The 20,803-nt window shown below is 68.5% G+C and carries 18 protein-coding genes; 1 reads left to right on the top strand and 17 read right to left on the bottom strand.

What is annotated here, in order from left to right; translation table 11 throughout:
- Positions 1-8 precede the first annotated feature (8 nt).
- The 11 genes from E0H75_RS38795 to E0H75_RS38845 all read right to left on the bottom strand — a co-directional run bounded on the left by E0H75_RS38795 (position 9) and on the right by E0H75_RS38845 (position 11,134).
- Complete coding sequence (locus tag E0H75_RS38795) at positions 9-683, bottom strand: MBL fold metallo-hydrolase (protein ID WP_131518724.1); 675 nt, start codon at positions 681-683, stop codon at positions 9-11.
- 70 nt (positions 684-753) lie between these two features.
- The gene (locus E0H75_RS38800) at positions 754-2,082 is read right to left on the bottom strand and encodes a metallopeptidase TldD-related protein (RefSeq protein WP_131518725.1); all 1,329 of its coding nucleotides are present in this window, start codon (positions 2,080-2,082) and stop codon (positions 754-756) included.
- The gene (locus tag E0H75_RS38805) at positions 2,079-3,530 is read right to left on the bottom strand and encodes a TldD/PmbA family protein (RefSeq protein WP_131518726.1); all 1,452 of its coding nucleotides are present in this window, start codon (positions 3,528-3,530) and stop codon (positions 2,079-2,081) included. The genes E0H75_RS38800 and E0H75_RS38805 overlap by 4 nt, the downstream gene beginning before the upstream one ends.
- 210 nt (positions 3,531-3,740) lie before the next feature.
- The gene (locus E0H75_RS38810; protein WP_131518727.1) at positions 3,741-3,959 is read right to left on the bottom strand and encodes a hypothetical protein; all 219 of its coding nucleotides are present in this window, start codon (positions 3,957-3,959) and stop codon (positions 3,741-3,743) included.
- A complete protein-coding gene (locus E0H75_RS38815; RefSeq protein WP_131518728.1) occupies positions 3,956-4,756 on the bottom strand; it encodes a COG4280 domain-containing protein in 801 nt (266 codons plus the stop codon). Before E0H75_RS38815 ends, E0H75_RS38810 begins: the two co-directional genes overlap by 4 nt.
- Positions 4,757-4,923: 167 nt before the next feature.
- Positions 4,924-5,898 (bottom strand): pyridoxal-phosphate dependent enzyme, encoded by a 975-nt coding sequence (locus tag E0H75_RS38820; RefSeq protein ID WP_131518729.1) that lies wholly within the window; start codon positions 5,896-5,898, stop codon positions 4,924-4,926.
- A gap of 76 nt (positions 5,899-5,974) precedes the next feature.
- Entirely contained in the window at positions 5,975-6,781 is an 807-nt protein-coding gene (locus E0H75_RS38825; protein WP_131518730.1) for an ABC transporter ATP-binding protein, read from the bottom strand.
- 8 nt (positions 6,782-6,789) lie between these two features.
- Positions 6,790-7,818, bottom strand: a complete 1,029-nt coding sequence (locus E0H75_RS38830) for a FecCD family ABC transporter permease (RefSeq protein WP_131518731.1) — start codon at positions 7,816-7,818, stop codon at positions 6,790-6,792.
- Positions 7,815-8,876 carry a FecCD family ABC transporter permease gene (locus tag E0H75_RS38835; protein ID WP_131518732.1) on the bottom strand — a complete coding sequence of 354 codons (1,062 nt, stop codon included), beginning with the start codon at positions 8,874-8,876 and terminating at the stop codon, positions 7,815-7,817. Before E0H75_RS38835 ends, E0H75_RS38830 begins: the two co-directional genes overlap by 4 nt.
- A 1-nt stretch (position 8,877) precedes the next feature.
- Positions 8,878-9,903 carry an ABC transporter substrate-binding protein gene (locus tag E0H75_RS38840; RefSeq protein ID WP_131518733.1) on the bottom strand — a complete coding sequence of 342 codons (1,026 nt, stop codon included), beginning with the start codon at positions 9,901-9,903 and terminating at the stop codon, positions 8,878-8,880.
- A gap of 43 nt (positions 9,904-9,946) precedes the next feature.
- Complete coding sequence (locus tag E0H75_RS38845; protein WP_202873393.1) at positions 9,947-11,134, bottom strand: C45 family autoproteolytic acyltransferase/hydrolase; 1,188 nt, start codon at positions 11,132-11,134, stop codon at positions 9,947-9,949.
- Positions 11,135-11,331: 197 nt separating this feature from the next.
- Between E0H75_RS38845 and E0H75_RS38850 the strand changes: the two genes are divergently transcribed.
- Positions 11,332-12,273 carry a MurR/RpiR family transcriptional regulator gene (locus tag E0H75_RS38850; RefSeq protein WP_165554369.1) on the top strand — a complete coding sequence of 314 codons (942 nt, stop codon included), beginning with the start codon at positions 11,332-11,334 and terminating at the stop codon, positions 12,271-12,273.
- A gap of 11 nt (positions 12,274-12,284) precedes the next feature.
- On the opposite strand, the gene E0H75_RS38855 is transcribed toward E0H75_RS38850, so the two are convergent.
- The 6 genes from E0H75_RS38855 to E0H75_RS38880 form a co-directional block, all read right to left on the bottom strand.
- Positions 12,285-12,860, bottom strand: coding sequence for a Chromate resistance protein ChrB (locus E0H75_RS38855; protein WP_131362706.1), 576 nt, complete (start codon positions 12,858-12,860; stop codon positions 12,285-12,287).
- Positions 12,861-12,870: 10 nt separating this feature from the next.
- Positions 12,871-14,646, bottom strand: coding sequence for an FAD-binding protein (locus E0H75_RS38860; RefSeq protein ID WP_131518736.1), 1,776 nt, complete (start codon positions 14,644-14,646; stop codon positions 12,871-12,873).
- Complete coding sequence (locus E0H75_RS38865) at positions 14,643-15,362, bottom strand: VIT1/CCC1 transporter family protein (protein ID WP_131518737.1); 720 nt, start codon at positions 15,360-15,362, stop codon at positions 14,643-14,645. Before E0H75_RS38865 ends, E0H75_RS38860 begins: the two co-directional genes overlap by 4 nt.
- Positions 15,363-15,435: 73 nt before the next feature.
- Positions 15,436-17,211 (bottom strand): aldehyde dehydrogenase family protein, encoded by a 1,776-nt coding sequence (locus E0H75_RS38870; RefSeq protein ID WP_131518738.1) that lies wholly within the window; start codon positions 17,209-17,211, stop codon positions 15,436-15,438.
- Complete coding sequence (gene acnA / locus E0H75_RS38875) at positions 17,208-19,685, bottom strand: aconitate hydratase AcnA (RefSeq protein WP_131518739.1); 2,478 nt, start codon at positions 19,683-19,685, stop codon at positions 17,208-17,210. Before acnA ends, E0H75_RS38870 begins: the two co-directional genes overlap by 4 nt.
- Positions 19,682-20,749 (bottom strand): isocitrate/isopropylmalate dehydrogenase family protein, encoded by a 1,068-nt coding sequence (locus E0H75_RS38880; protein ID WP_131518740.1) that lies wholly within the window; start codon positions 20,747-20,749, stop codon positions 19,682-19,684. The genes acnA and E0H75_RS38880 overlap by 4 nt, the downstream gene beginning before the upstream one ends.
- Positions 20,750-20,803 lie beyond the last annotated feature (54 nt).

Below are 20,803 nucleotides of genomic sequence, written 5' to 3' on the forward strand. Positions count from 1 at the left end.
TCCTCTGCTCACGGGACCCTGAATTCCAACGGCTTCGGCTCCTCCGCGTAGGAGAACTCGCCGTTCTCGTCGACGCGGATCGCCTGGTCATGACCCGGGAACACGACGTCGGCCAGCGCCGCGACGCGTTCGACGGAGGCATCCGCGCGCTCTTGATCGTACGGCCGGCCGGACGCCCGGCAGGCTCGAAGGACGGCCAGGGTCGGAACCGCATCGGCCGCGAGTACGGCGGTTCCCTCAGCGATGACGACCGACAGGCCGATCGAGCCCGGAGTGTGCCCCGGCAGCTCCACGATCTCGACGCCCGGCATCAACTGATGCCCCTCGACCGCCTCGCGGAGATCCAGGCCGTCGAACATCGCCTTCGTCCAGCGCGGAACGATCGGAGTGTCGGGCAACTGTTGCAGCTCAGCAGGATGGATGAAGACCTGCGCACCGGTGAAGAGGTCAACGTTCTGCGCGTGGTCCCAGTGCGCGTGGGACAGCACCACCTGGTCGAGGTCGCCTGGCGCCAGGCCCCGGTCCGCCAGCGCCTCGAGCAGGTGCCGGCGACGGCCGACGTGCCCGAAGTCGAACAGGATGCACTGGTTTCCGTCCTCGACCAGGAGCACCGAGCAGAATGCCGGATTGCCTTGGTTCGAGGTCAGCAAGTGACCGGTCAGCAGCGTGGTCACCGTCGGCATGAAGCCTCCAGGAGGTGGAGCAGCAGCGCCCCGCGGCTTGAGCACGTACGCACAACGGGGCGCTGCTGGATCAGGTGAGGACGAGCGGTCCGGCCTCGATCAGCAGGGACGGGGCGACCACGCTGTCCATGAAGGTCTGGTCACCGATCTCCCGGACTGCGCCGACCGCCCGTACGGCGTTCAGCACCTCGTCCATGCGGAAGGTGAACCGCAACTGCGGATGCCATGCAACCACCTTGCCGTCCTCGGCCCAGTAGGTGGCGTCTCGGGTGGTGCCGGTGACGAGAGTCTGCTTCGGATGCAGCACCCGCAGGTAGTCGAGCCGGTTCACCACCAGGCCGCTACCGCACTCGGCGAGCAACTCGTCCTCGGTCGCGTCACCCGCGTCAAGCAGCAGGTGCGACGGAACCGGGTCGCCGCCGAACCGCCAGCCATCCGGTACGGCGTGACCAGTCGGGATTCCACCGGTCAGGCCGGCCCGGCGCCGGTCGGACACCAGTCCGGTCAGCACCCCGCGCTCGATCAACGGCGTCCGGCGCCGAACGTTGCCTTCAGCATCGAACCCGCTGAGCAGCCCAGCCGCATCGGTGGCGTCGTCGACCAACGTGAGGTTCTCGCTCACCACCTGCTCGCCCAGCCGACCGGTCAGCACCGACCGCCCGCTCGCGTAGTGCTGCGCACCGAGAGCCCAGAGGCCGAAGGTCGCGATCAGCGTGTTCACCGCGGACGGCTTGAGCAGCACCCGGCAGCTGCCGTGGAACTTCTCGCGCACCGGCAACGGACGCAACGCTTCACGCAGCCGGCCGGGGATGTCGCCGACCGGGATGAGGTCGGCGTCGCGGTGCACCAGCTTGACGCTCGCGGACTGCCCATCCTGCTTGGCGATCGCCTGGATCGATGCCTTGGTCAACGTCTCGGACCGGAACAGTCCGGTCGAGTCGGCAACGACACGGTCCAGTACGTCGTACCGGATCGCACCGCCGAGGCGCGCGGCCGGATCGAGACCGTCGCGGACGGTGCTGAACCACTCGTGCCGTACGGCGGGGTCGCAGTCGACGATGGACTTCGCCGGCTCGACCGGCACCTGCTCACCATCTCCCACTGGCTGATCGGACGCGCCGTGCGTCGAGTCCGAAGTGGGGAGCTCCGCGAGGGCGGCGTTGAGCCGATCGGCGAGGATACGCACGGCTTCGGGGTCGAGGGTCTCCAGGGTGCCACCGGCGATCCGGCCGTCCCGGTTCACCTTGACCCGGACGCGCAGCCTGCGCTCGCTGTGCTGTGCGGTGATCTCGGACTCGGCGTACCGGAGCAGGTCGGCGTTCTCGCCGAGCACGTCCAGCCGGCTGCCCGGCCCGAGGATCTCCAGCGCCTGCTCGATGTCTGTCCGCTCGATGCTCATCGTCCCACCTGCACGTTCTGGAAACGTCCCGGCACGGTGCCGTGACCGACATGAGCCACCTGCAGCGGCTCGCCCTTGTTGCACGACGGAACGCCGTGCAGCTTCCACTCGTCCGGTCCGCCGAGTGCGTCCAGTCCGGCCCAGAACTCCGGGGTCACGCTCTGGTAGCTGCAGTTCTTCAGCAGCCGGCCGAGCTTGCCGTCGCGGATCTCCCAGCCGAGCTCGGTGGTGAAGCGGAACGACATCCGCTGGTCGTCGATCGAGAAGCCGCGGTTGGTGTCGACCAGGATGCCGCGCTTGGTGCCGGCGATCATCTCCTCGAGCGACGACTCCCCCGGCTCCAGGCAGATGTTCGTCATCCGCACCAGCGGCAGCCGCTGCCAGCCGTCGGCCCGGGACGCGCCGGTCGGCTGATCGCCGAGCGCCGCCGACGACTCCCGGCCGGACATGTAGCCGAGGAAGATCCCGTCCTTGACCAACTGGGTGCGCTGGGCCGGCACGCCCTCGTCGTCGTATCCGAAGGAGCCGAGTCCACCGGGGATGGTCGCGTCCGCGTACGCCGAGACGATCGGCGAACCCCAGCGGAAGTTGCCCCGGCGCTCGGGCGTCGCGTACGTACCGCCGGCCAAGCTGGCCTCGGTGCCGAGTGCGCGGTCGGCCTCCATCGGGTGGCCGGCGCACTCGTGCAGCACCATGGCCAGCTGGTTGCCTCCGGCAATGAGTGTGGTGATCTCGTCCGGGCACTGCGGCGCGGTCAGCAGCGCGACCGCCTCGGACGCGACCCGGGCCGCGTTCTCCACCAGGCCGAGCGACTCGACGTGCTCCCAGCCGGCGGTGGCGAAGTCGCCACGCTGGCCGCGGATCTGCCGCGGGACGCCCTGCGGGAAGGACCGGCGCTGCAGGTCGTCGCCGTTGCCGGCGTTCACCATCAGGCCGCCGCCGCTCTCGGTCAGGGTCTGTTCGATCAGCGCGCCCTCGGTGTTCGCGAACACCTTCTCGTCGCGGTACAAGTCGATCGAGGCCTCGATCTGCTGGACCAGCGGACCCGCGGTCGACGCCTCCTTCACGGTGGCGGACAGCAGGTCGAGCTTGGTGCTCAGCGGGACCTCGAAGGGGTCGATCCGCATCGGCGACGACCAGGTGGCCCGGGTCGTCACCGGCTCGCCGAGGTTCACGTGGCCGCCTCCGCCGGTCGCCCGCGCCTGGCCGACCGCCTGCGCGATCACGGCGTCGAGGCCGCGGGGGTCCAGCCGGTGGGTGGCGGCGAAGCCCCACTGGCCGCCGATCAGCACCCGGAGCCCGAGGCCGAGCGAGTCGTCGTACCCGACCTCGCCCGGACCGTCCAGCTCGACGAGGACCTGTTCGTGGGTGCGCCGGACCACCCGGATGTCGCCGTACTGCACGTCCGTGGGCAGCAGGGCCAGCACGGTCTCGGCGGTGTCGCGCATCACGGCACGCTCACCTGCTCAGGTTGGGAAGGAGTCACGGTCGGACCTCCGGTTCGGGGACGGATGGATCGGCGCCTCGCCTCACCGTAGCAGATACTACGAGATTTTGAATAGATGTTGTGATTGCTACAGAGCATCGTTTCCGGACGTACGACGGCCCCGGTCGCGCACAGGCGCGGCCGGGGCCGATCGTCAACAGGGCTTGGGTTTTCAGCGCTTCTTCGGTCGTACGTCGATGGCCAGGCTGATGCTGAACGCGACGACGATCAGTGCGCCGCCGAGCAGGGTGAGTCCGGTGTCACCGAACACTCCGGCCGTCATCGCGGCGAACAGGACGACGAGCGACAGCACCACGGCCACCGCGATCTTCCAGTCGTCACCGATGATGAAGTCGTACCAGAACTGGCCGAATGCCTTGAGGAACCTCATTTCTTCACCTCCACAGGGATGTCGCCGGCCAGGACAGGCGCCGGTACGGCGGGCTTGCGCAGCACGGCCACGAAGATCCGGCTGAGCAGCAGCCAGGCCGCGATCAGGACCAGGATCATCAGGTCGTGGCCCGGCCAGTCGAGGCTCTCGCGGCCGTCGCGGAAGATCCCGATGCCCTCGACGGCCCAGTAGGTCCCGAACGACGCGAGCAGCAGGCCGACGCCGTACTTGAGCAGGTTCTCGTTGATCATCGACAGCGGCCGGCGCAGCGCGATCGCGATGCCGAGCACGATCACCACGGCCGCGGCCGCACCCAGGCTGGCGCCCGGGATGTTGTCCGCGTTCAGGCCGAAGGTGAGCACGATGAACACGACCTCCATGCCCTCCAGGAAGACGCCCTTGAACGAGACCATGAAGGCGAACAGGTCCAGGCCGCCCTTGCTCTCACCGGCCGCCTTCGCCGCCTCGACCTCTTCGCGGTAGATCGCGTCCTCGTCGTGGACGGCCTTGCGTCCGGACGATCTGAGGATCGCCTTGCGCAGCCATTGCAGCCCGAAGATCAGCAGCAGGCCACCGATCGCCAACTGTAGCGCCGACTCCGGCAGCCAGTTAGCCAGCGCGTAGCCGGCCGCCAGGGTGACCACTGCGAGCGCACCGAGCGCCGCGAACGTCCCGACCAGCGCCGACTTCCAGCTCCGCGTGTAGCCCATCGCCATGACGATCGTGGTGGCTTCCACCATCTCCACGAAACACGCGACGAACGTTGCGACGATCAACCCCCACGTTGCCGCGTCCATCTCTCACCATCCCTCTGTCAGTTGCAACATCTGTTGCACGCAACGATAGTTACACAGATCCGGAGGTGTCAACGGAACGTCTCGTACACCGGCCCGCACCCGGCCGCGGCCATGCCGAAGCACCCGAGGTGATCAGGGAGTCACCTCGGGTGCATCGGCAGGGAGGGTCAGGCCAGCGCGGCCACCAGCGTGGACGGGGAGATGTTGCCGCCGCAGGACACCACGGCGACGCGCTTGCCCTCGAGTTCGGTACGCCGGGCCCGGGTGGCGGCGAAGGCCATCGCGGCGGACCCTTCGATCAACTGGTGCTCGGTGTCGATCACCATCCGCAGCGCGGCACTGATCGCGTCCTCACTGACCAGCACCCAGTCGTCGACCAGTTCGCGGCACAGCTCGAACGTGATGCTGCCCGGTTCGACGCTGCCCGCCGTACCGTCGGACAGGGTCGCCTGGGCGTCGACCTGGACGATCTCGCCGGCTCGGACCGACGCCGCCATCGCGTCGTCGCGGACCGGCGAGGCGCCGTACACGCGGATACCGGGCAGGTTCTTCTTGAGCACCGACGCGACGCCGCTGATCAGTCCGCCGCCACCGACCGCGACCACCACCGCGTCGAGCGGCTCACCACCGAGTTGCTCGAGGATCTCCACCGCGACCGTACCCTGCCCGGCGATGATGTCCGGGTCGTTGTACGGCGGCACGTAGGTCAGCCCGTGCTCGTCCGCGTAGGCCCGGGCCTTCGGTTCGAGCACGCCCGAATCGTTGCCCTCGGCCCGTAGTTCCAGGCCGAGCCGGCGCAGCGCGGCGACCTTGCTCGGCGACGCGTTCTCCGGCAGGTAGACGATGCCGTGCCCGCCGAGGGTCGCGAGTGCGTTGCCGACACCGAGTCCGTGGTTCCCGGTCGAGGCGGTCACCACACCGGCCTGGCGCTGCTCGTCGGTGAGCGTCAGGATCTTCGCCATCGAACCGCGTGCCTTGAACGAGCCGGTGCGCTGCAGGTGCTCGGACTTCACCAGCACCTCGGCGCCGAGCTCGTCACTGAACGCGCCGTAGCGGACGAACGGCGTGAGCGGCAGGTGTTCACGCAGCTTCGGTGCGACCCGTTCCGACCGCTCGGCCGCTTCCGCGGGGCTCAACGTCATGCAGTACTCCTTATCCGGTTGCGACTGGGCTGCGGCCAGGTGCCGTGCCGAGTGCCGCGCAGTAGGCGGGAGACCATCAGGCACAGCCCAAGAGCTGGGCCCGGAGGCCGGCTCGCAGCGGGATACACATCGGCTTGCCACTGACCGGGTGCGGGACCACCTTCGACTCCACCCCGAACACGTCCCGGATGGTGTCGCAGGTGAACACGTCCTCCGGCGTGCCCTGGGTGACGAGGCTGCCGGACTTCATCACGAACACGTGGTCGGCGTACTCCGCCGCCATGTTGAAGTCGTGCAGCACCATCGCCACCGTCTTACCCTGCTCCTGATTGAGCTGGTGCAACAGGTCCAGCACCTCGAGTTGGTAGGCGACATCCAGGTACGTGGTGGGCTCGTCGAGCAGGATCAGGTCCGTACCCTGCGCGAGGCAGAGCGCGATCCAGACGCGCTGGCGCTGACCACCGGACAACTGGTCCACGTGCTGATGCCGCAGTTCCGCCGTACTGGTCACCTCCATCGCCCACTCGACGGTCTCCTTGTCGGCCTGACTGGGCACCTTGAGTGACGTGCGGTGCGGGTGGCGGCCGAACCAGACCAGGTCCTCGACCGAGATCGACTCGGGCGTGACCAAGACCTGCGGCAGGATCGCGAGCAGCCGGGCCACCTCCTTCGTCGGGGTGTCCTGGATCGACTTCCCGTCCAGGATCACACTCCCCTTGGCCGGCGGCAGCAACCGGGCCAGGGCTCGCAGCGCGGTGCTCTTGCCGGAGCCGTTGGGACCGATCAGCACGCTGACCTTCCCGTCCGGGATGGTCAGGGTCAGGTCCTGGGCGATGACCTTCTGGTCATAGGCGAGCTGGACGCCTTGTGCCTGCAGACGCATGGCGGTTCCTACTTTCCGGTCTTCACGAGCAGGTAGAGGAAGTACGGGCCACCGACGACCGCTGTCACCAGGCCGGCCGGGATCTCGAGGGGAGGTGCGAGGCCGCGGCCGATCATGTCCGCGAACAGCATCAGCAGTACGCCGAACAACGCGGCAGACGGGATCGACGCCAGGTGCCGGCCACCGAACACGCGGCGAGCCATGTGCGGGGCGATCAGTCCGACGAAGCCGATCGTGCCGGACACCGCCACCGCGGCCGAGGCCAGCGCGACCGCGAACAGCAGCAGAACCCGCCGCGTCTTCTCGACCGGTTCGCCGAGTCCGGCGGCCAGGTCGTCGCCGAGACCGAGGACATCGAGCTTGCGGGCCCAGATCACGATCAGCGGCACCAGTACCAGCACCCACGGCAGGATCTGCAGCACCGAGCTCATCGACCGTCCGAACAAGCTGCCGGTCAACCAGATCAACGCGGCACTCACGTCCAGCGGGTTGCGCACCAGCAGGAACCGGATACCGGCCTCGAAGGCGGCGCTGACCGCGATACCGACCAGCGCGATCCGGACCGGCGTCGCTCCGCGGCGGTAAGCCAGCAGATACACCAAGGCGGCCGCGACCAGGCCGCCCACGAACGCGGCCGGGACGACTGCGAACACCGGGATGCCGGGAATCGCCAGCAGCAACAGCATGCCCGCGAATCCGGCTCCCTTGGTGACACCGACGACATCGGGTGCGGCGAGCGGGTTGCGAATGACACCTTGCATGACGCCGCCGGACACCGCCAGCGCGATGCCGACCAGCCACGCGAGCAGCACCCGCGGCAACTGGAACTGCACCACGATCTGCGCCGCCTGGTCGCTGGTGTTACCGATGACCGCGTTGAAGACATCACCCATCGAGACGTCGGTGGCACCGACGCTGAGGCTGTAGAAGCTCAGCACAATCGCGAGCACACCGAGCGATCCCATCAGGATGGCCGGATGCCGCTTGGCCAGCGAGGTACGGCGTACGTGCTGCGCCAGAATCGCCGTACTCGTCATGAGGTCACCTTCTGCCGACGGGCCAGGTACACGAAGATCGGTGCGCCGATCAGGGCGGTCACCACGCCGGCCGGTACTTCGAACGGCGGCTTGACGTAGCGGGACAGGATGTCGGCGTACAGGACCAGCACGCCGCCACCGACCGCACACAGCGGCAGCAGAACGGTGTAGCTGGAACCGACGATCCGGCGCATGATGTGCGGCACGATCAGACCGATGAACGCGACTGGACCGGCCACGGACACCGCCGCGCCACACAGCACGATCACGAGCGCCGACCCGATCATCCGGGTCCGCTCGACGTTCTGGCCGAGACCACGCGCCATGTCATCGCCCAGCGCCAGCAGGTTCAGCGGCCGTGCCATCGCGAACGCACCGATCAAGCCCAGCACCAACCACGGCAGCAGGTTGCGAACGTCCTGCCAGGTGCCGAAGTTGACTCCACCGACCAGCCAGAACAACACACTGTCGGTCGAGTTCTCGTCGAAGATGATCAGCACCTGTGTCAGCGAGATCAACAGGCTGCTGGCCGTGACACCTGCCAGCGCGAGCCGGACCGGACTGACCCGGCCGCTGCCTGAACCGGCCAGCAGCATCACCGACACACCGGCCACGGCCGCGCCGCCGAACGCCAGCAGGATCGTCGGCGCACCGCTCAGCGACGGCACCACAGTGATCGCCAGTACGACGACGAAGACCGCGCCGGCGTTGACGCCCATGATCTCCGGCGCCGCCAGCGGGTTCGCCGCGACGGCCTGCATCAGCGCGCCCGCCACCGCCAGGGCGGCGCCGACGCACAGCGCCAGCACCACCCGCGGCAGCCGGATCGACTGGAGGATCAGCTCATCGGGCTGGTCGGCCTTGATGAGCGCTCCCGGCAGCCGCGCCAGCGAGATGTGCTGACTGCCGATCGACAGTCCCCACGCGACGCCGGCCACGACCACCACCAGCAGCACCAGAGTCACCCAGGTGACCCGCTGCTTGTTGGTGACGATCTTCGGACGCTTGTGCGCGGCGTCCTCGGAAGATTTGGGCGCAGTGCCCACCGACAAGGACATGTCACTTCCCGTAGAGGAGTTTGACGGCTTCCTGAGCGACCACTTCAGAGGCGATCAGACCGCGCGACCGGGACCACTCGTTCGGGTCGACGTCGAAGGTCGCGTTGTTCTTCACCGCGGGGATCTCCTTCCACAGCGGGCTCTTGGTCCACTGGTCCCGCAGCGTCGGTCCGTCGTTGGGGGCGATGAACATCACGTCCGGCTTGTTGGCGACCAGCGTCTCGAGGGTCAGCGAGACCGACGCGTCGCCGGATTCGTCCGGCAGCGACGAGTTGATCCCGATCACCGACAAGACGCCCGGTGTGTAGCCCTTCGGCGGGAAGCCGGTGAAGCCCTTCTCCGACGCGCGGACGAACAGCGCCTTGCGGTTCTCACCCTCGGGCGCCTTGGCCTTCAGGTCGGTCATCAACTTGGCGTGCTCGGCGAGCCGGGTCTTCATCTCGTCACACTTGTTCACCGCGATGGCGGTCGACATCTCGCTGTCCAGCACCTGCTGGTAGTTGCCGTTGAGGCTGGCGTAGGCGATGGTCGGCGCGATCTTGGACAGCTGGGCGTAGATCGCCTTGTGCCGGCCGCTGTCGGCCACGATCAGGTCCGGCTTCAGCGCGGTGATCACCTGGATGTTCGGCGTCGCCCGCAGGCCGACCGACTTGTACTCGCCGACCTTGTCGCGCAGAGCGGGGATGATCCGCTTCGGCTGGTCGTCGTCGGCGACACCGACCGGCGACATCCCGACCGCGACCAGGGCGTCGACGAAGGAGTACTCCAGCGCCACCACCCTGACCGGGTTGCCCGTGATCGTGGTGGTGCCCAGGTCGTGCTTGACGGTACGGGTCGCCTTCCCGCACTGCTCCAGGTTGACATCCGGGCTGACGCCTTCGGCAGCCGCGGCGCGGTCGGCGTTCGGCGCCGCACCGGTGGAAGATGAGGCCGCGGCGCCGCAGCCGGTCAGGGCGACCGCGGCAGCTGCGGCGGTCAGAGTGACGGCGGCGAGAACGCGCCGCAAGCTCGAGGATCGGTGGACCATGGCATTCGCTCCTGATGTCGACAATGCCTTGCAGGGGTGGGTTTCATCCGGCCACGGCGAGGGACAGCGCCGGGTCGTCGACGTCCGGCCGGTCGGAGAGACCGGGTCCGTCGTAGAGGTTCCAGGGAGCCTGCTGGTAGCTGTTGCTGCAGGGCAGGCCGGGGGTCAGCCGGTAGGTGCCAGTGGTCAGATCGACCAGGCTGGACACGATCGTGGCGTAACGGTCGAGCTCGTGCCGGCGCGGATCGACGTGCTGGCAGACGGCGTTGGGGTGACTGAAATGGTCGCTCATCGTCGTTTGCACGATGGTCTCGACAGCCTTCTCGGTGGTGCCGTCGCGGCGGACCTGACGCAGGCCCTCCTCGACGCGCGGCACCCGGTAGAGCGAATCCACCGAGAACGGTTTGTAGGTCTCGTTGAGCTGGGGTGGGACGAAGGCCTGGAAGTGGTTGCCGTGCACCAGCAACCCGTCGGTCGGATACATCCAGCCGTGCCGGCCGGGCGTCGTCTCCACGTCGATGGCGAAGCCTTCGCGATGGGTGAGGAGCAGGTTGCTGGACAGACTCTGCCGGGCGTTGAAGACCACCTGCAGGGCGTCGTACATGTCCCAGCTCTCCAGCACCATCCGGCGCACGAACGTGCCGGGGACGCTGAGGCCTGAGCCGAACCCGGCGCCGAGGCCGTTGGCGTTCAGCGCGAGGCCGGCCGAGTTGGCACCGTGCCGAGCCAGCTGGCCGGCCTCGACGTGACCGATCACGGTCGGCTTGCCGGGCTGCGAGACCCGCAGGAGTACGACGGTGTCCGCCACTCCGGCCCACAGGTCCCAGTTCTGTCCGGCCCAGACATGTCCGAGCGGGTTGGCCTGCTGGAGGATCGCGAACGACGTACAGCCGTCGTCACGCTCTTCCTTCGCGGCGGTGTCCTCGAACGGGTTGCCCCGGGTCAGTTCGCCCCGGCTGTTCAGCGCGAGGATCTCCGCGAAGGTGCGTCCGGACCCCTCGGCGATGCCACGGACCTCGTCCAGCAGGCCGGGCGCGATCGGCTCGATCACCGGGACCCAGCGCGGCGCCCGCTCCAGCACCTCGGCCCAGGGCAGCCCGGTGGCACGGGGGACGGACTCGGCATAGAACGCCAGCGAGCGCTCGATCAGCGAACGCGCGCCCTCGCCGTACTGCCGGCCGCGGTCGCGGGCGTCGGCGCCGGAGATGTCGATCGTCGGAAGCTGTGACACGGAAGTCGCTCCAGGGAGTGGACGGGACTTGACTCGAACCGTTTGTTCGTTGTGTTCACTACGAATATTCGTCTGACGGTAGTGATTGCTACAATCGCTGTCAACGGGTCGCGTCATCGTTTACCTGGCGGTGACAAACCGATCCGGGTGACATGATCTGCGTACTGACAGGCACAACTGGGAGCCGGAGGACCACCGTGGCCAAGACCAAGGCACCCACCCTGCCGGAGCGGGTGGCGAGCCGAATCGACGCACTGACCGCGACCGAGCGCAGGATCGCCGAGTACCTGTCGGCCCACCCGCAGGAGGCCGCGTTCTCCTCGGCCGAGGAACTCGGGCGCGCCACCGGCACCAGCGACGCCAGCGTCGTCCGGACCGCCAAGGCGCTGGGTTTCGACGGCCTGCCGGGCCTGAAGCGATCGCTACAGGGCGAACTGCAGGCCCTGCTGACGCCCGCCAACCGGCTCAGCAACAGCCTCGAGTCGTTCGAAGACGGCGCCGAAGGGATCCTCACCGCGACCCTGCGCGACCACGTCGAGCGGCTCCAGCAAGCCGAACGCTCGATCGACCCGCAGGCGTTCGAGCACGCCGTCGAACTGATCGACCAGGCCCGCGAGACCGTGATCTGCGGCTTCGCCGGCCTGGACGGGATCTCGGCGTACACCGCGACCCACCTGACCCGCATCGGCCGCCGCGCGCGGACCGCGACCGACACCGGCTACCGGCTGGCCGACCGGCTGCTGATGCTCGGTCCCGAGGACGTGGTGATCGTGATCGCCCACAACCGGATCATCGTGGAGACCCGCGTCATCCTCGACCTGTGCGCCGAGGTCGGTGCCCGCGCAATCCTCATCACCGACACCCTCGGTGAGGCGTTGCGCGACCAGGTCGACTCGGTGCTGTCGGCGCCGATGAGCCGTCCGGGGACGTTCACCAGCCAGGCCACCGTGCTGATCCTGCTCGAGGCACTGGTGATCGCCGTGGCGGCACGGGACCAGAACCGTTCGCTGGAGACGACCGACCGGATGAACCAGTTGCGTGAGGAGCTGATGGGCTTCTCCCGCGCCGACGAGGTGGCCCTGAACCTGCCGGCCCAACGGCGCGCTCGCAAGCGCACCAACCGGACCGAGAGCGCCTGAGTGGGCTCTGGTCAGACCGTGCCCTCGGTGCGTTCGTAGACGTCCGCCTCGAACTCCTCCAGCAGACGCTCACAGTCGGCCACCTTGGCCCGGGCCAGGTCCTTGCCCTCGGCATCCATCCAGTCCCGGCCCTCCACCTTGGTCAGCCACCGGCGGAGCTTCTCCAGGTCCTGGCGGATCTCCTCGGCCTCCTCGAAGGTGTAGTTCTCCCGGAACCGCTCGAACTCGATCTCCTTGACGAACTTGGTCTCGCACTCCTCGACGATCTCGGCGTACTCCTTCGCGGACTGGCCGCGGAAGCCGTCCACGAACTGCTCGCGGGCGTCGTCGTCGACATCGGTCAGGGTGAGGAAGACACTCGAGCCACCCAGCTCGGTCACCTTCTCCCGCACCTTCTCCATGCCGGCACGCAGCTCGTCGCGGTCCGGCAGCACGCACACGGCCTGCTGCACATAGAACCCGCCGAGCCGCTTCAGCTCCCGCCACACCGCCACCCGCGCCCGCGAGGATTCGCTCGGCACCTTGTAGATGAGCAGCAGCCAGCTCTCCGCTGCGGGACTCTTGGGCTTGGTACGACGGGTTGCCATGCCGGACAGGTTATCCGCTGACACGACTCCGGATCCCCTCGACGAGAAACGGCATCACCTCCCGCCAGTCCGCGACCAGACCGACGTCGCAGTGCGCGAAGACCTCCGCCGCCGGATCGGTGTTGATGGCCACTACCGTCCCGGCCCGGCTTGCGCCGGCCAGGTGGTTCAGGTTCCCGGACAGTCCGACCGCGACGTACATCCGCGGTGCGACGCTGCGTCCGGTGATGCCGATCTGCCGGCCGTGCGCCATCCAGCCTTGGTCGGTGACCTTCCGGGTGGCGGCGAGCTCGGCGCCCAGGAGGACGCGCATCGGCTCGAGTTCGGCGTACGTGTCGGGTGAGACGCCTCGGCCGACGCTGATGACGACCTCGGCCCGGTCCAGCGCGTCACCTTCGTTGCCGGTACGGCGTTCTGCGCGTCGCAGCGCGGGGTCCTCGGCCACGGGGAGCGTGTGCTCCTTGAGCGTGCGGTCGGCTCTTGGCGTGCGCAGCGGGAGCAGGCCGGTCCGGAGGGTGGCGATCTGTGGTGAGCCGTGGCTGATGATCTCGGCGAGGGTGCCACCGCCTGACGGCTTCAGTCCGGCCAGGCGTGGCGTCGTACCATTGGTCACGCTCAGGCTGATGAGGTCTGACATCAACCCGGCACCGGAGGCGACTGCGACTCGGGCGAGCACTTCACGGTCCCAGGGGAGCGCGGCGCCGAGTACGGCCCACGGCTCACGGTCCGCGATCCATTCGGCGAGTGCTGCGGCGACGGGACGGGGCTCGTCAGCGGTGAGCATGACCACCGAGTCGGCTCCCCAGCGAGCGAGGTCGTCGGTGCTGTCGGCTGTTCTCACTGCGGTCACGGTTCCACCGACCTCGGCAGCGAGAGCCGCCGCCGCACCCAGCAACGCCCGAGTCCCTGCCTCCGGCCCCGGCCCGACCAACACCACCACCTCAGCTCCCGCCTGGTGGAGTGCGTCTGGGACGGGGGCGGAGGGGGCGGCGGGTTTGGGGGTGAAGGAGCCTCGGGAGAGGAGTTCTGTGATGGCTCGGGTGGCTTGGGTTTGGGGGTTGCCTCGGAAGATGACGGGGTCGCGGGTGAGGGGGGCCGGGTGGACCTGGGCGACCTTGGTCGGGCTGCCGGTGAGGCCCCAGTCGGCTGGGGCGAGGTCGGCGGTGGTGACTTCGCGGATGACGGCCGTCGGCGACCAGGTCTCGGGCGGCGCCTTGCACGGGTCGCACGAGCGTTCAGCGACCGCGACAACGGCAGGCAGATCTACTACGACGGACTCAGTGCCTGTGTCGTATTGGACGGTGGTCCGCAGCTGCTTCCCGCTGGAGTCCGGCTCTAGAGTCAGAACCGGACCAGTGAAGGGCAGACCAAGGATCTCCGCGAGCATCGCACCGACCGCGCCGGTGCTGCCGTCGACCGAGCTGGCTCCGACAAGGATGAGGTCCGGCGGCTCGTCCAGCAGCGCAACAGTCGACGCCAGAGCCCGAGCCGTGACAAGACAGTCCGATCCGGCCAACGCAGGATCCGTCAGGTGCACGGCGTCGTCGATTCCCCAGGCCAGAGCCTCACGCAGTACGTCGGCCGCCACGGGCGGACCCATGGTGACCGCCGTACTGCGACCGCCGGACTCCCGGGCCAGCCGGACCGCCTGCGCGACGGCCCGGCGGCACCAGGGGTTCATCTCGGTGACCGCGCCGGCCCGTTCGAGCCGGCCGTCGGCGTCGAGGCGCCCACTGTGATCACCCTTCGGCACCTGCTTCACCAGGGCCGTGACGAACAGGTTCATGACAATCCGGTCCCGACTGCCAGTCCGATCGCGAACGTGACCGCGGCCGACAAGCCACCCAGGAGCAGTTGCCGCCCACCGCCGTACCAGAACGGGCGGGCGGTGATCTTGCCGACGATCCCGCCGGTGACGACCAGACCGATCGCACTCAGCAGCAGCGCAGGCAGCACGGATCCGGCACCGAAGATGAACGGGATCAGCGGGACCAGCGCCCCCAGGGCGAACGCGGCGAACGAGGACCCGGCCGCCACCCACGGCGACGGCAGGTCGTTGGGGTCGACACCGAGTTCTTCGCGCACGTGGACTTCGAGCGCCACATCCGCGTTGACGGTCAGCTCACGAGCCACCTGGGCGGCGAGCTCCGGGCGCAGGCCCTTCGCCTCGTACATCATCGCGAGCTCGCGCTCTTCTTCCTCCGGGTGGATCCGCAACTCGCGCCGCTCCACCTCGATCTCGGCCTTCATCAGCTCGGTCTGCGACGAGACCGAGGTGAACTCGCCCGACGCCATCGAACAGGCCCCGGCGACCAGGCCGGCCAGCCCGGTCATGATCACGATCTTGCCGGTCGCCCCGCCGCCGACCACACCGGCGACCAGGGCGAAGTTCGACACCAGGCCGTCCATCACGCCGAATGTCGCCGGCCGCAGCCAGCCACCGGTCACGTCGCGGTGCGAGTGGTGGATCTCCGACTGTGTCTCCGCAACTTCCGCGGTCATCTCCATACGTCCTTCCGAGTGAGGTGAGCGCAACCTTAGTTAATCTGCATCACCTGTTACATAAGTCTATTCGTTACTTTCCTGAAGCGGCAACGGCTCCGCGGTCCGCTGCTGAGAGGTGCGCCACGGTCACGCCGGTCGCGGTCATCGTCCGGGTCACCGCGCGGCCGCCGTACACCCAGTAGATGGTCAGTTCGCCGTCGCCGCGGTTGATGAACTGGTGCGGTACGCCGGCCGGCACCCAGGTCGCGTCGCCGGCCTCGAGGTCGATCCGCTCGTCCCCGATCACCGCGGTCGCCTGACCCGCGAACACCAGCACCGACTCCTCGACGTTGTGCGAGTGCAGCGGGATCCGGGTGCCGACCGCGAAGACCGTCGTACCGGTGGTGATCTTGTTCGACTCGCTGTTCCAGGCGCCGACGTACGGCACAGTCCGTACGCCGCTGCCACGGTCGAAGACCTCGACGTCGTCCGGCTTGATCACCAGCCGCGGCGCCGGATCGGCCGACCAGACGGTCTTGAGGTTCATGAACTCGCGCATCCCGTGCGCACCGAGCTCCCTGCCGTACCCGGACCGCTTGATCCCGCCGAACGGCAGCCGCGGATCCGACGCGACCATCGCGTTCACGAACACAGCGCCGGCATCCAGCCGACGGACCAGCTCGGACGCCCGCTCCTGCGCGGTCCACAGCGACGCGCCCAGCCCGAACTCGGTCTGGTTCGCCAGCCGGATCGCTGCGTCGGCGTCGCGCACTCGCGTGATCGCCGCAACCGGCCCAAACGTCTCCTCGTCGAACGCCGCCATCCCCGGCAGCACGTGGTCGAGCACCGTCGGCTGGTAGTAGAAGCCGGCTCGATCGGCTACTTCCCCACCACGCACGAGGGTCGCTCCGGCGTCGACGGTACGGCGTACTTGATCGTGCAAGGTGTCGCGGAGACCGGCCCGGGCCAGCGGACCGATCGTCGTCCCGTCGTCGACCGGATCACCGACGACCAGCCGGCCGACGGCAGCAGAGAAGCGGGTGACGAACTCGTCGGCGACAGACTCCTCGACGATGAACCGCTTCGCGTTGACGCAGCTCTGCCCGGTGTTGAGGAAGCGTGCGGTGACCGCCGTGGTCGCGGCAACCTCCAGGTCGGCGTCGGCCAGGACAATGAACGGGTCCGAGCCGCCGAGTTCGAGCACCTGCTTCTTCAGCGCCCGACCGGCCTGCTCGGCAATAATGCTGCCGACCTCGGTCGAACCGGTGAAGGTCACCGCGGCGATCCGGTCGTCCGCGATCAGACCGGCCACCTGGTCGGTCTCGACCAGGAGCACTCCGACGAGACCGTCAGGTACTCCGGCATCCCGCAGTACCGACTCGATCGCCAGCGCACAGCGCGGCACCGAGTTGGCGTGCTTGAGGATCGCGCCGTTGCCCGCGGCCAGCGCCGGAGCGATGAACCGGAAGAACTGCCAGAACGGGTAGTTCCACGGCATCACCGCGAGCACGACGCCCAGCGGGTCGACCTCGACCCGGCCTTCCGCGGTGATCGTCTCCGCGGCCAGGAACCCGGGCGCGTTGGTCGCGTAGTACTCGCAGTTGATCGCACACTTCTCGATCTCGGCGGCCGCCTCGGCCAACGGCTTGCCCATCTCGCTGGTGATCAGCGCGGCCAGCTCGGCCTTGCGGTCCCGGAGCGTGGCGGCCAGGGACTCCAGCAGTTCGGTACGCCGCTGGACCTCCGACCACCGCCAGTTGCTCTGGGCAACCACCGCGGCGGTGACCATCCGGTCGACACGGTCCGCGTCGTACGAGTCGAAGGTGGCGAGTTGCTCGCCGCTGGCAGGGTTGATCGAGACGATCACTGGGCATGTCCTTCGCTCAGGCGGTGCAGCACGTACGGCAGCACACCGCCGTGGAGGTAGTAGTCGTGTTCGCGTGGCGTGTCGAGACGGATGCGCAGGCGATAGGTCTTGCCCGCGGAAGATGCGGTGGCGAAGCCGTCCTCGCCGAGGCGGATGTCGATCGGGTCATCGCCCGTGAGGTCGTCGCCCTCGCCCGGCAGGAACTCGAGCGGCAGGATGCCGAGGCCGACCAGATTCGACCGGTGGATGCGTTCGAACGACTGAGCCAGCACCGCCCGCACGCCCAGCAGAGCCGGACCCTTCGCCGCCCAGTCACGGGACGATCCGGTGCCGTACTCCTTGCCGGCGACAACGACGACCGGTACGCCGGCCGCACGGTAGGCCTCGGCGGCGTCGTGGATCGAGGTCAGCTCGCCGTCAGGTCCACGGGTGATCGGGCCTTCGGTGCCCTGGGCGAGCTGGTTGCGCAGCCGGACGTTGCCGAAGGCACCACGCATCATCACCAGGTGATTGCCGCGCCGCGACGCGTAGGTGTTCAGCTGACCGCGCGGCACGCCATCGTTGATCAAATATCGACCCGCAACGCTGTCGGGCGGGATCGCCCCGGCGGGTGAGATGTGGTCCGTCGTGACCGAATCGCCCAGCCGCACGAGTGCACGGGCACCGATCAGATCACCAGGGCTCGCCTCGATGCCGAAGTACGGCGGCTGCTGCAGGTAAGTCGAAGAGCCCCACGCGAAGGTCTCACCAGCCGGCGCATTCAGTCCCTGCCATCGCTCGTCGCCCGCGAACAGATCGTCGTACGCGTGGTCGAAGAGGTCGGGAGTGACGGTCGCGCCGATCACTTCGTCGATACCGGTCGGCCAGATGTCCTTCAGGAAGACAGGCTGTCCCGACGGGTCGGTGCCGAGCGGTTCGGTGAGCAGGTCGATGTCCATCCGGCCCGCGAGTGCGTAGGCGATCACGAGCGGCGGCGAGGCGAGGTAGTTCAACCGCACGTCGGACTGGATCCGGCCCTCGAAGTTGCGGTTCCCGGACAGCACGGCCGCAACGGTGAGGTCCTGCGAGCGAACCGCCTCGCCGGCCTCGTCGATCAGCGCACCCGACGCCCCGATGCAGGTCATGCACCCGAACCCGGCCAGGTGGAACCCCAGCTTCTCCAGGTACGGCGTGAGTCCGGCGGCGCCGAGGTAGTCCATCACGACCCGCGAGCCGGGCGACAAAGTCGTCTTCACCCAAGGCTTGCTGGTCAGACCACGCTCCACGGCGTTGCGGGCCAGCAGCCCGGCTGCCACCATCACCGAAGGGTTGGACGTGTTCGTGCAGGAGGTGATCGCCGCGACGACGACCGCGCCGTGTCCCGGGACGTCCGTCGTACGCGGACCGGCGGGGAGTTCCAAGGCCGCCGCCTGCTTGGCGGCGGTCAGGGCAACACGCTGCTGCGGGCGGCGCGGACCAGCGATCGACGGAACCACAGAGCCGAGGTCGATGTCGACGTACTCGTCGTAGCGAAGCTCAACCGACGGATCGTGCCAGAGGTGTTGCTCCTTGGCGTAGGACTCGACCAGTGCAACCTTCTCGGACGAGCGGCCGGTGAAGCGTAGGTACTCCAGCGTGCGATCGTCGATCGGGAAGTACGCCGCGGTCGAGCCGAACTCCGGGCTCATGTTCGCGATCGTCGCCCGATCCGGCACCGGCAGCCCAGCCAGCGCGGGACCGCCGAACTCGACCAGCTTGCCGACGACACCGTGCGCGCGCAGCGTCTCGGTGATCGTCAGCACCAGGTCGGTCGCGGTCGTCCCGACCGGCAGCGCACCGGACAACCGGACGCCGACAACCGGTGGCAGCATCATCGACACCGACTGCCCGAGCATCGCGGCCTCGGCCTCGATGCCGCCGATCCCCCAGCCGAGTACGCCGAGCCCGTTGACCATCGTCGTGTGCGAATCCGTGCCCAGGCAGAGATCCGGGAACACCCAGCCGTCGCGCTCCTCGACCACGCGGGCCAGGTGCTCGAGATTGATCTGGTGCATGATCCCCGCACCCGGCGGGACCACCTTCAACTGCTGGAACGTGCGCTGACCCCAGCGCAGGAAGCGATACCGCTCGGCGTTCCGCTCGTACTCCAGCGCGACGTTCAGCGACATGGCGTCCGCCCGGCCGAACGCATCCGCGATCACCGAATGGTCGACTACCAACTCGGCCGGGATCAACGGATCGACGAGCGCCGGATCATTGCCACGAGCCACCATCGCGTCGCGCATCGCAGCCAGGTCGGCCAGCACCGGCACGCCGTTCGTGTCGTGCAGGAACACCCGAGACGGGAACACCTCGAGCTCGCCGACCGCGCCCGGCTCCCAGTTCCGCAGTACGTCGCTCGCCGTGCCGTGCCGCAGTGCGTTCTCCAGCAGGATGCGCAGAGTCCGCGGCAGGTGATCCGGAGCGACGCCCCGCAGGGACTGGGTGCGAGTCATGCCGACTCGTTGATCGCAGCAACGACAGCGTCGGTGAACTCCGCCGTACCGGCCGTGCCGCCGAGATCCGCCGTACGAACCCCACTCGCGACCGCTGTCCGGAGTCCGCGATCGACCAGCGTCGCGGCCTGCTTGGCGTGCTCGCTGCCGAGCCAGTCCAGCAACATCGCGCCGGAGGCGATCATCGCGGTCGGGTTGGCCAGGCCGCGCCCGGCGATGTCGGGCGCCGAGCCGTGCGCGGCCTGCGCCATCGCGCGGTCGTACGAGGCGTTGATCGACGGCGCGATGCCGAGCGAGCCGGCCAGTTCACCGGTCAGGTCGGACAGGATGTCGCCGAACATGTTCTCGGTCACGAGTACGTCGAAGTCGGCGCCGTGCCGGACCAGGTGCACGGTCATCGCGTCGATGTGGAAGTCGTCCACCTCGACCTCGGGGTACCCGGCCGCGAGCTCGCGGCAGATCTCCAGGAAGAAGCCGGTGCTGGTGCGCAGCACGTTGGCCTTGTGCACGATCGTCAGGTGCCGGCGCCGGCGGCTGGCCAGTTCGAGGGCCTGCCGCGCGATCCGCTCGATCGCCGGCCGGGTGAAGATGCCCATCGCGATCGCCACGTCCGCGGTCGGCATGAACTCGCCGGTGCCGCGATAGGTACTGCGATCCGCGTAGAAACCCTCGGTGTTCTCCCGGACCACGACCAGGTCGAGGCCGGGCACCAGCGCGGGCGTCCCCTCGAAGGCCTTGGCCGGGCGGATGTTCGCGAACAGGTCGAAGTGCTTGCGCAGGAACCCGCTCGGGTTCAGCTTGGCCCGGTGCTCCGCCGGGTACGCCGCGCTGTCGTGCGGGCCGAGCAGCCAGCCGTCGAGCTTGTCGAGGGTCTCGACCGTGACGTCGGGCAGCGCGCTGCCGTGCGTCTCGATCGCCGCGGCACCGACCGGGAGCGGGACCCATTCGACGGGTTCGGCACCGGTGGCGGCCAGCGCCGCGTCGAGCACCTGGACGGCGGCGGGAACGATCTCGGGTCCGATGCCGTCGCCGGGCAGCACGCCCAGCCGGTAGTGATCAGCCATGAGAAGGAGTGTGAGTCGTTATAACCTTCTACGTCAAGATCTCCCCAGGAATCG

Source organism: Kribbella capetownensis (assembly GCF_004331485.1).
Lineage (GTDB): Bacteria > Actinomycetota > Actinomycetes > Propionibacteriales > Kribbellaceae > Kribbella > Kribbella capetownensis.

Bases quoted from the DNA above. Each gene is read 5' to 3' on its own strand.
- E0H75_RS38795 (WP_131518724.1), bottom strand. From the start codon at position 683: ATGCCGACGGTGACCACGCTGCTGACCGGTCACTTGCTGACCTCGAAC.
- E0H75_RS38800 (WP_131518725.1), bottom strand. From the start codon at position 2,082: ATGAGCATCGAGCGGACAGACATCGAGCAGGCGCTGGAGATCCTCGGG.
- E0H75_RS38805 (WP_131518726.1), bottom strand. From the start codon at position 3,530: ATGCGCGACACCGCCGAGACCGTGCTGGCCCTGCTGCCCACGGACGTG.
- E0H75_RS38810 (WP_131518727.1), bottom strand. From the start codon at position 3,959: ATGAGGTTCCTCAAGGCATTCGGCCAGTTCTGGTACGACTTCATCATC.
- E0H75_RS38815 (WP_131518728.1), bottom strand. From the start codon at position 4,756: ATGGACGCGGCAACGTGGGGGTTGATCGTCGCAACGTTCGTCGCGTGT.
- E0H75_RS38820 (WP_131518729.1), bottom strand. From the start codon at position 5,898: ATGACGTTGAGCCCCGCGGAAGCGGCCGAGCGGTCGGAACGGGTCGCA.
- E0H75_RS38825 (WP_131518730.1), bottom strand. From the start codon at position 6,781: ATGCGTCTGCAGGCACAAGGCGTCCAGCTCGCCTATGACCAGAAGGTC.
- E0H75_RS38830 (WP_131518731.1), bottom strand. From the start codon at position 7,818: ATGACGAGTACGGCGATTCTGGCGCAGCACGTACGCCGTACCTCGCTG.
- E0H75_RS38835 (WP_131518732.1), bottom strand. From the start codon at position 8,876: ATGTCCTTGTCGGTGGGCACTGCGCCCAAATCTTCCGAGGACGCCGCG.
- E0H75_RS38840 (WP_131518733.1), bottom strand. From the start codon at position 9,903: ATGGTCCACCGATCCTCGAGCTTGCGGCGCGTTCTCGCCGCCGTCACT.
- E0H75_RS38855 (WP_131362706.1), bottom strand. From the start codon at position 12,860: ATGGCAACCCGTCGTACCAAGCCCAAGAGTCCCGCAGCGGAGAGCTGG.
- E0H75_RS38860 (WP_131518736.1), bottom strand. From the start codon at position 14,646: ATGAACCTGTTCGTCACGGCCCTGGTGAAGCAGGTGCCGAAGGGTGAT.
- E0H75_RS38865 (WP_131518737.1), bottom strand. From the start codon at position 15,362: ATGACCGCGGAAGTTGCGGAGACACAGTCGGAGATCCACCACTCGCAC.
- acnA (WP_131518739.1), bottom strand. From the start codon at position 19,685: ATGACTCGCACCCAGTCCCTGCGGGGCGTCGCTCCGGATCACCTGCCG.
- E0H75_RS38880 (WP_131518740.1), bottom strand. From the start codon at position 20,749: ATGGCTGATCACTACCGGCTGGGCGTGCTGCCCGGCGACGGCATCGGA.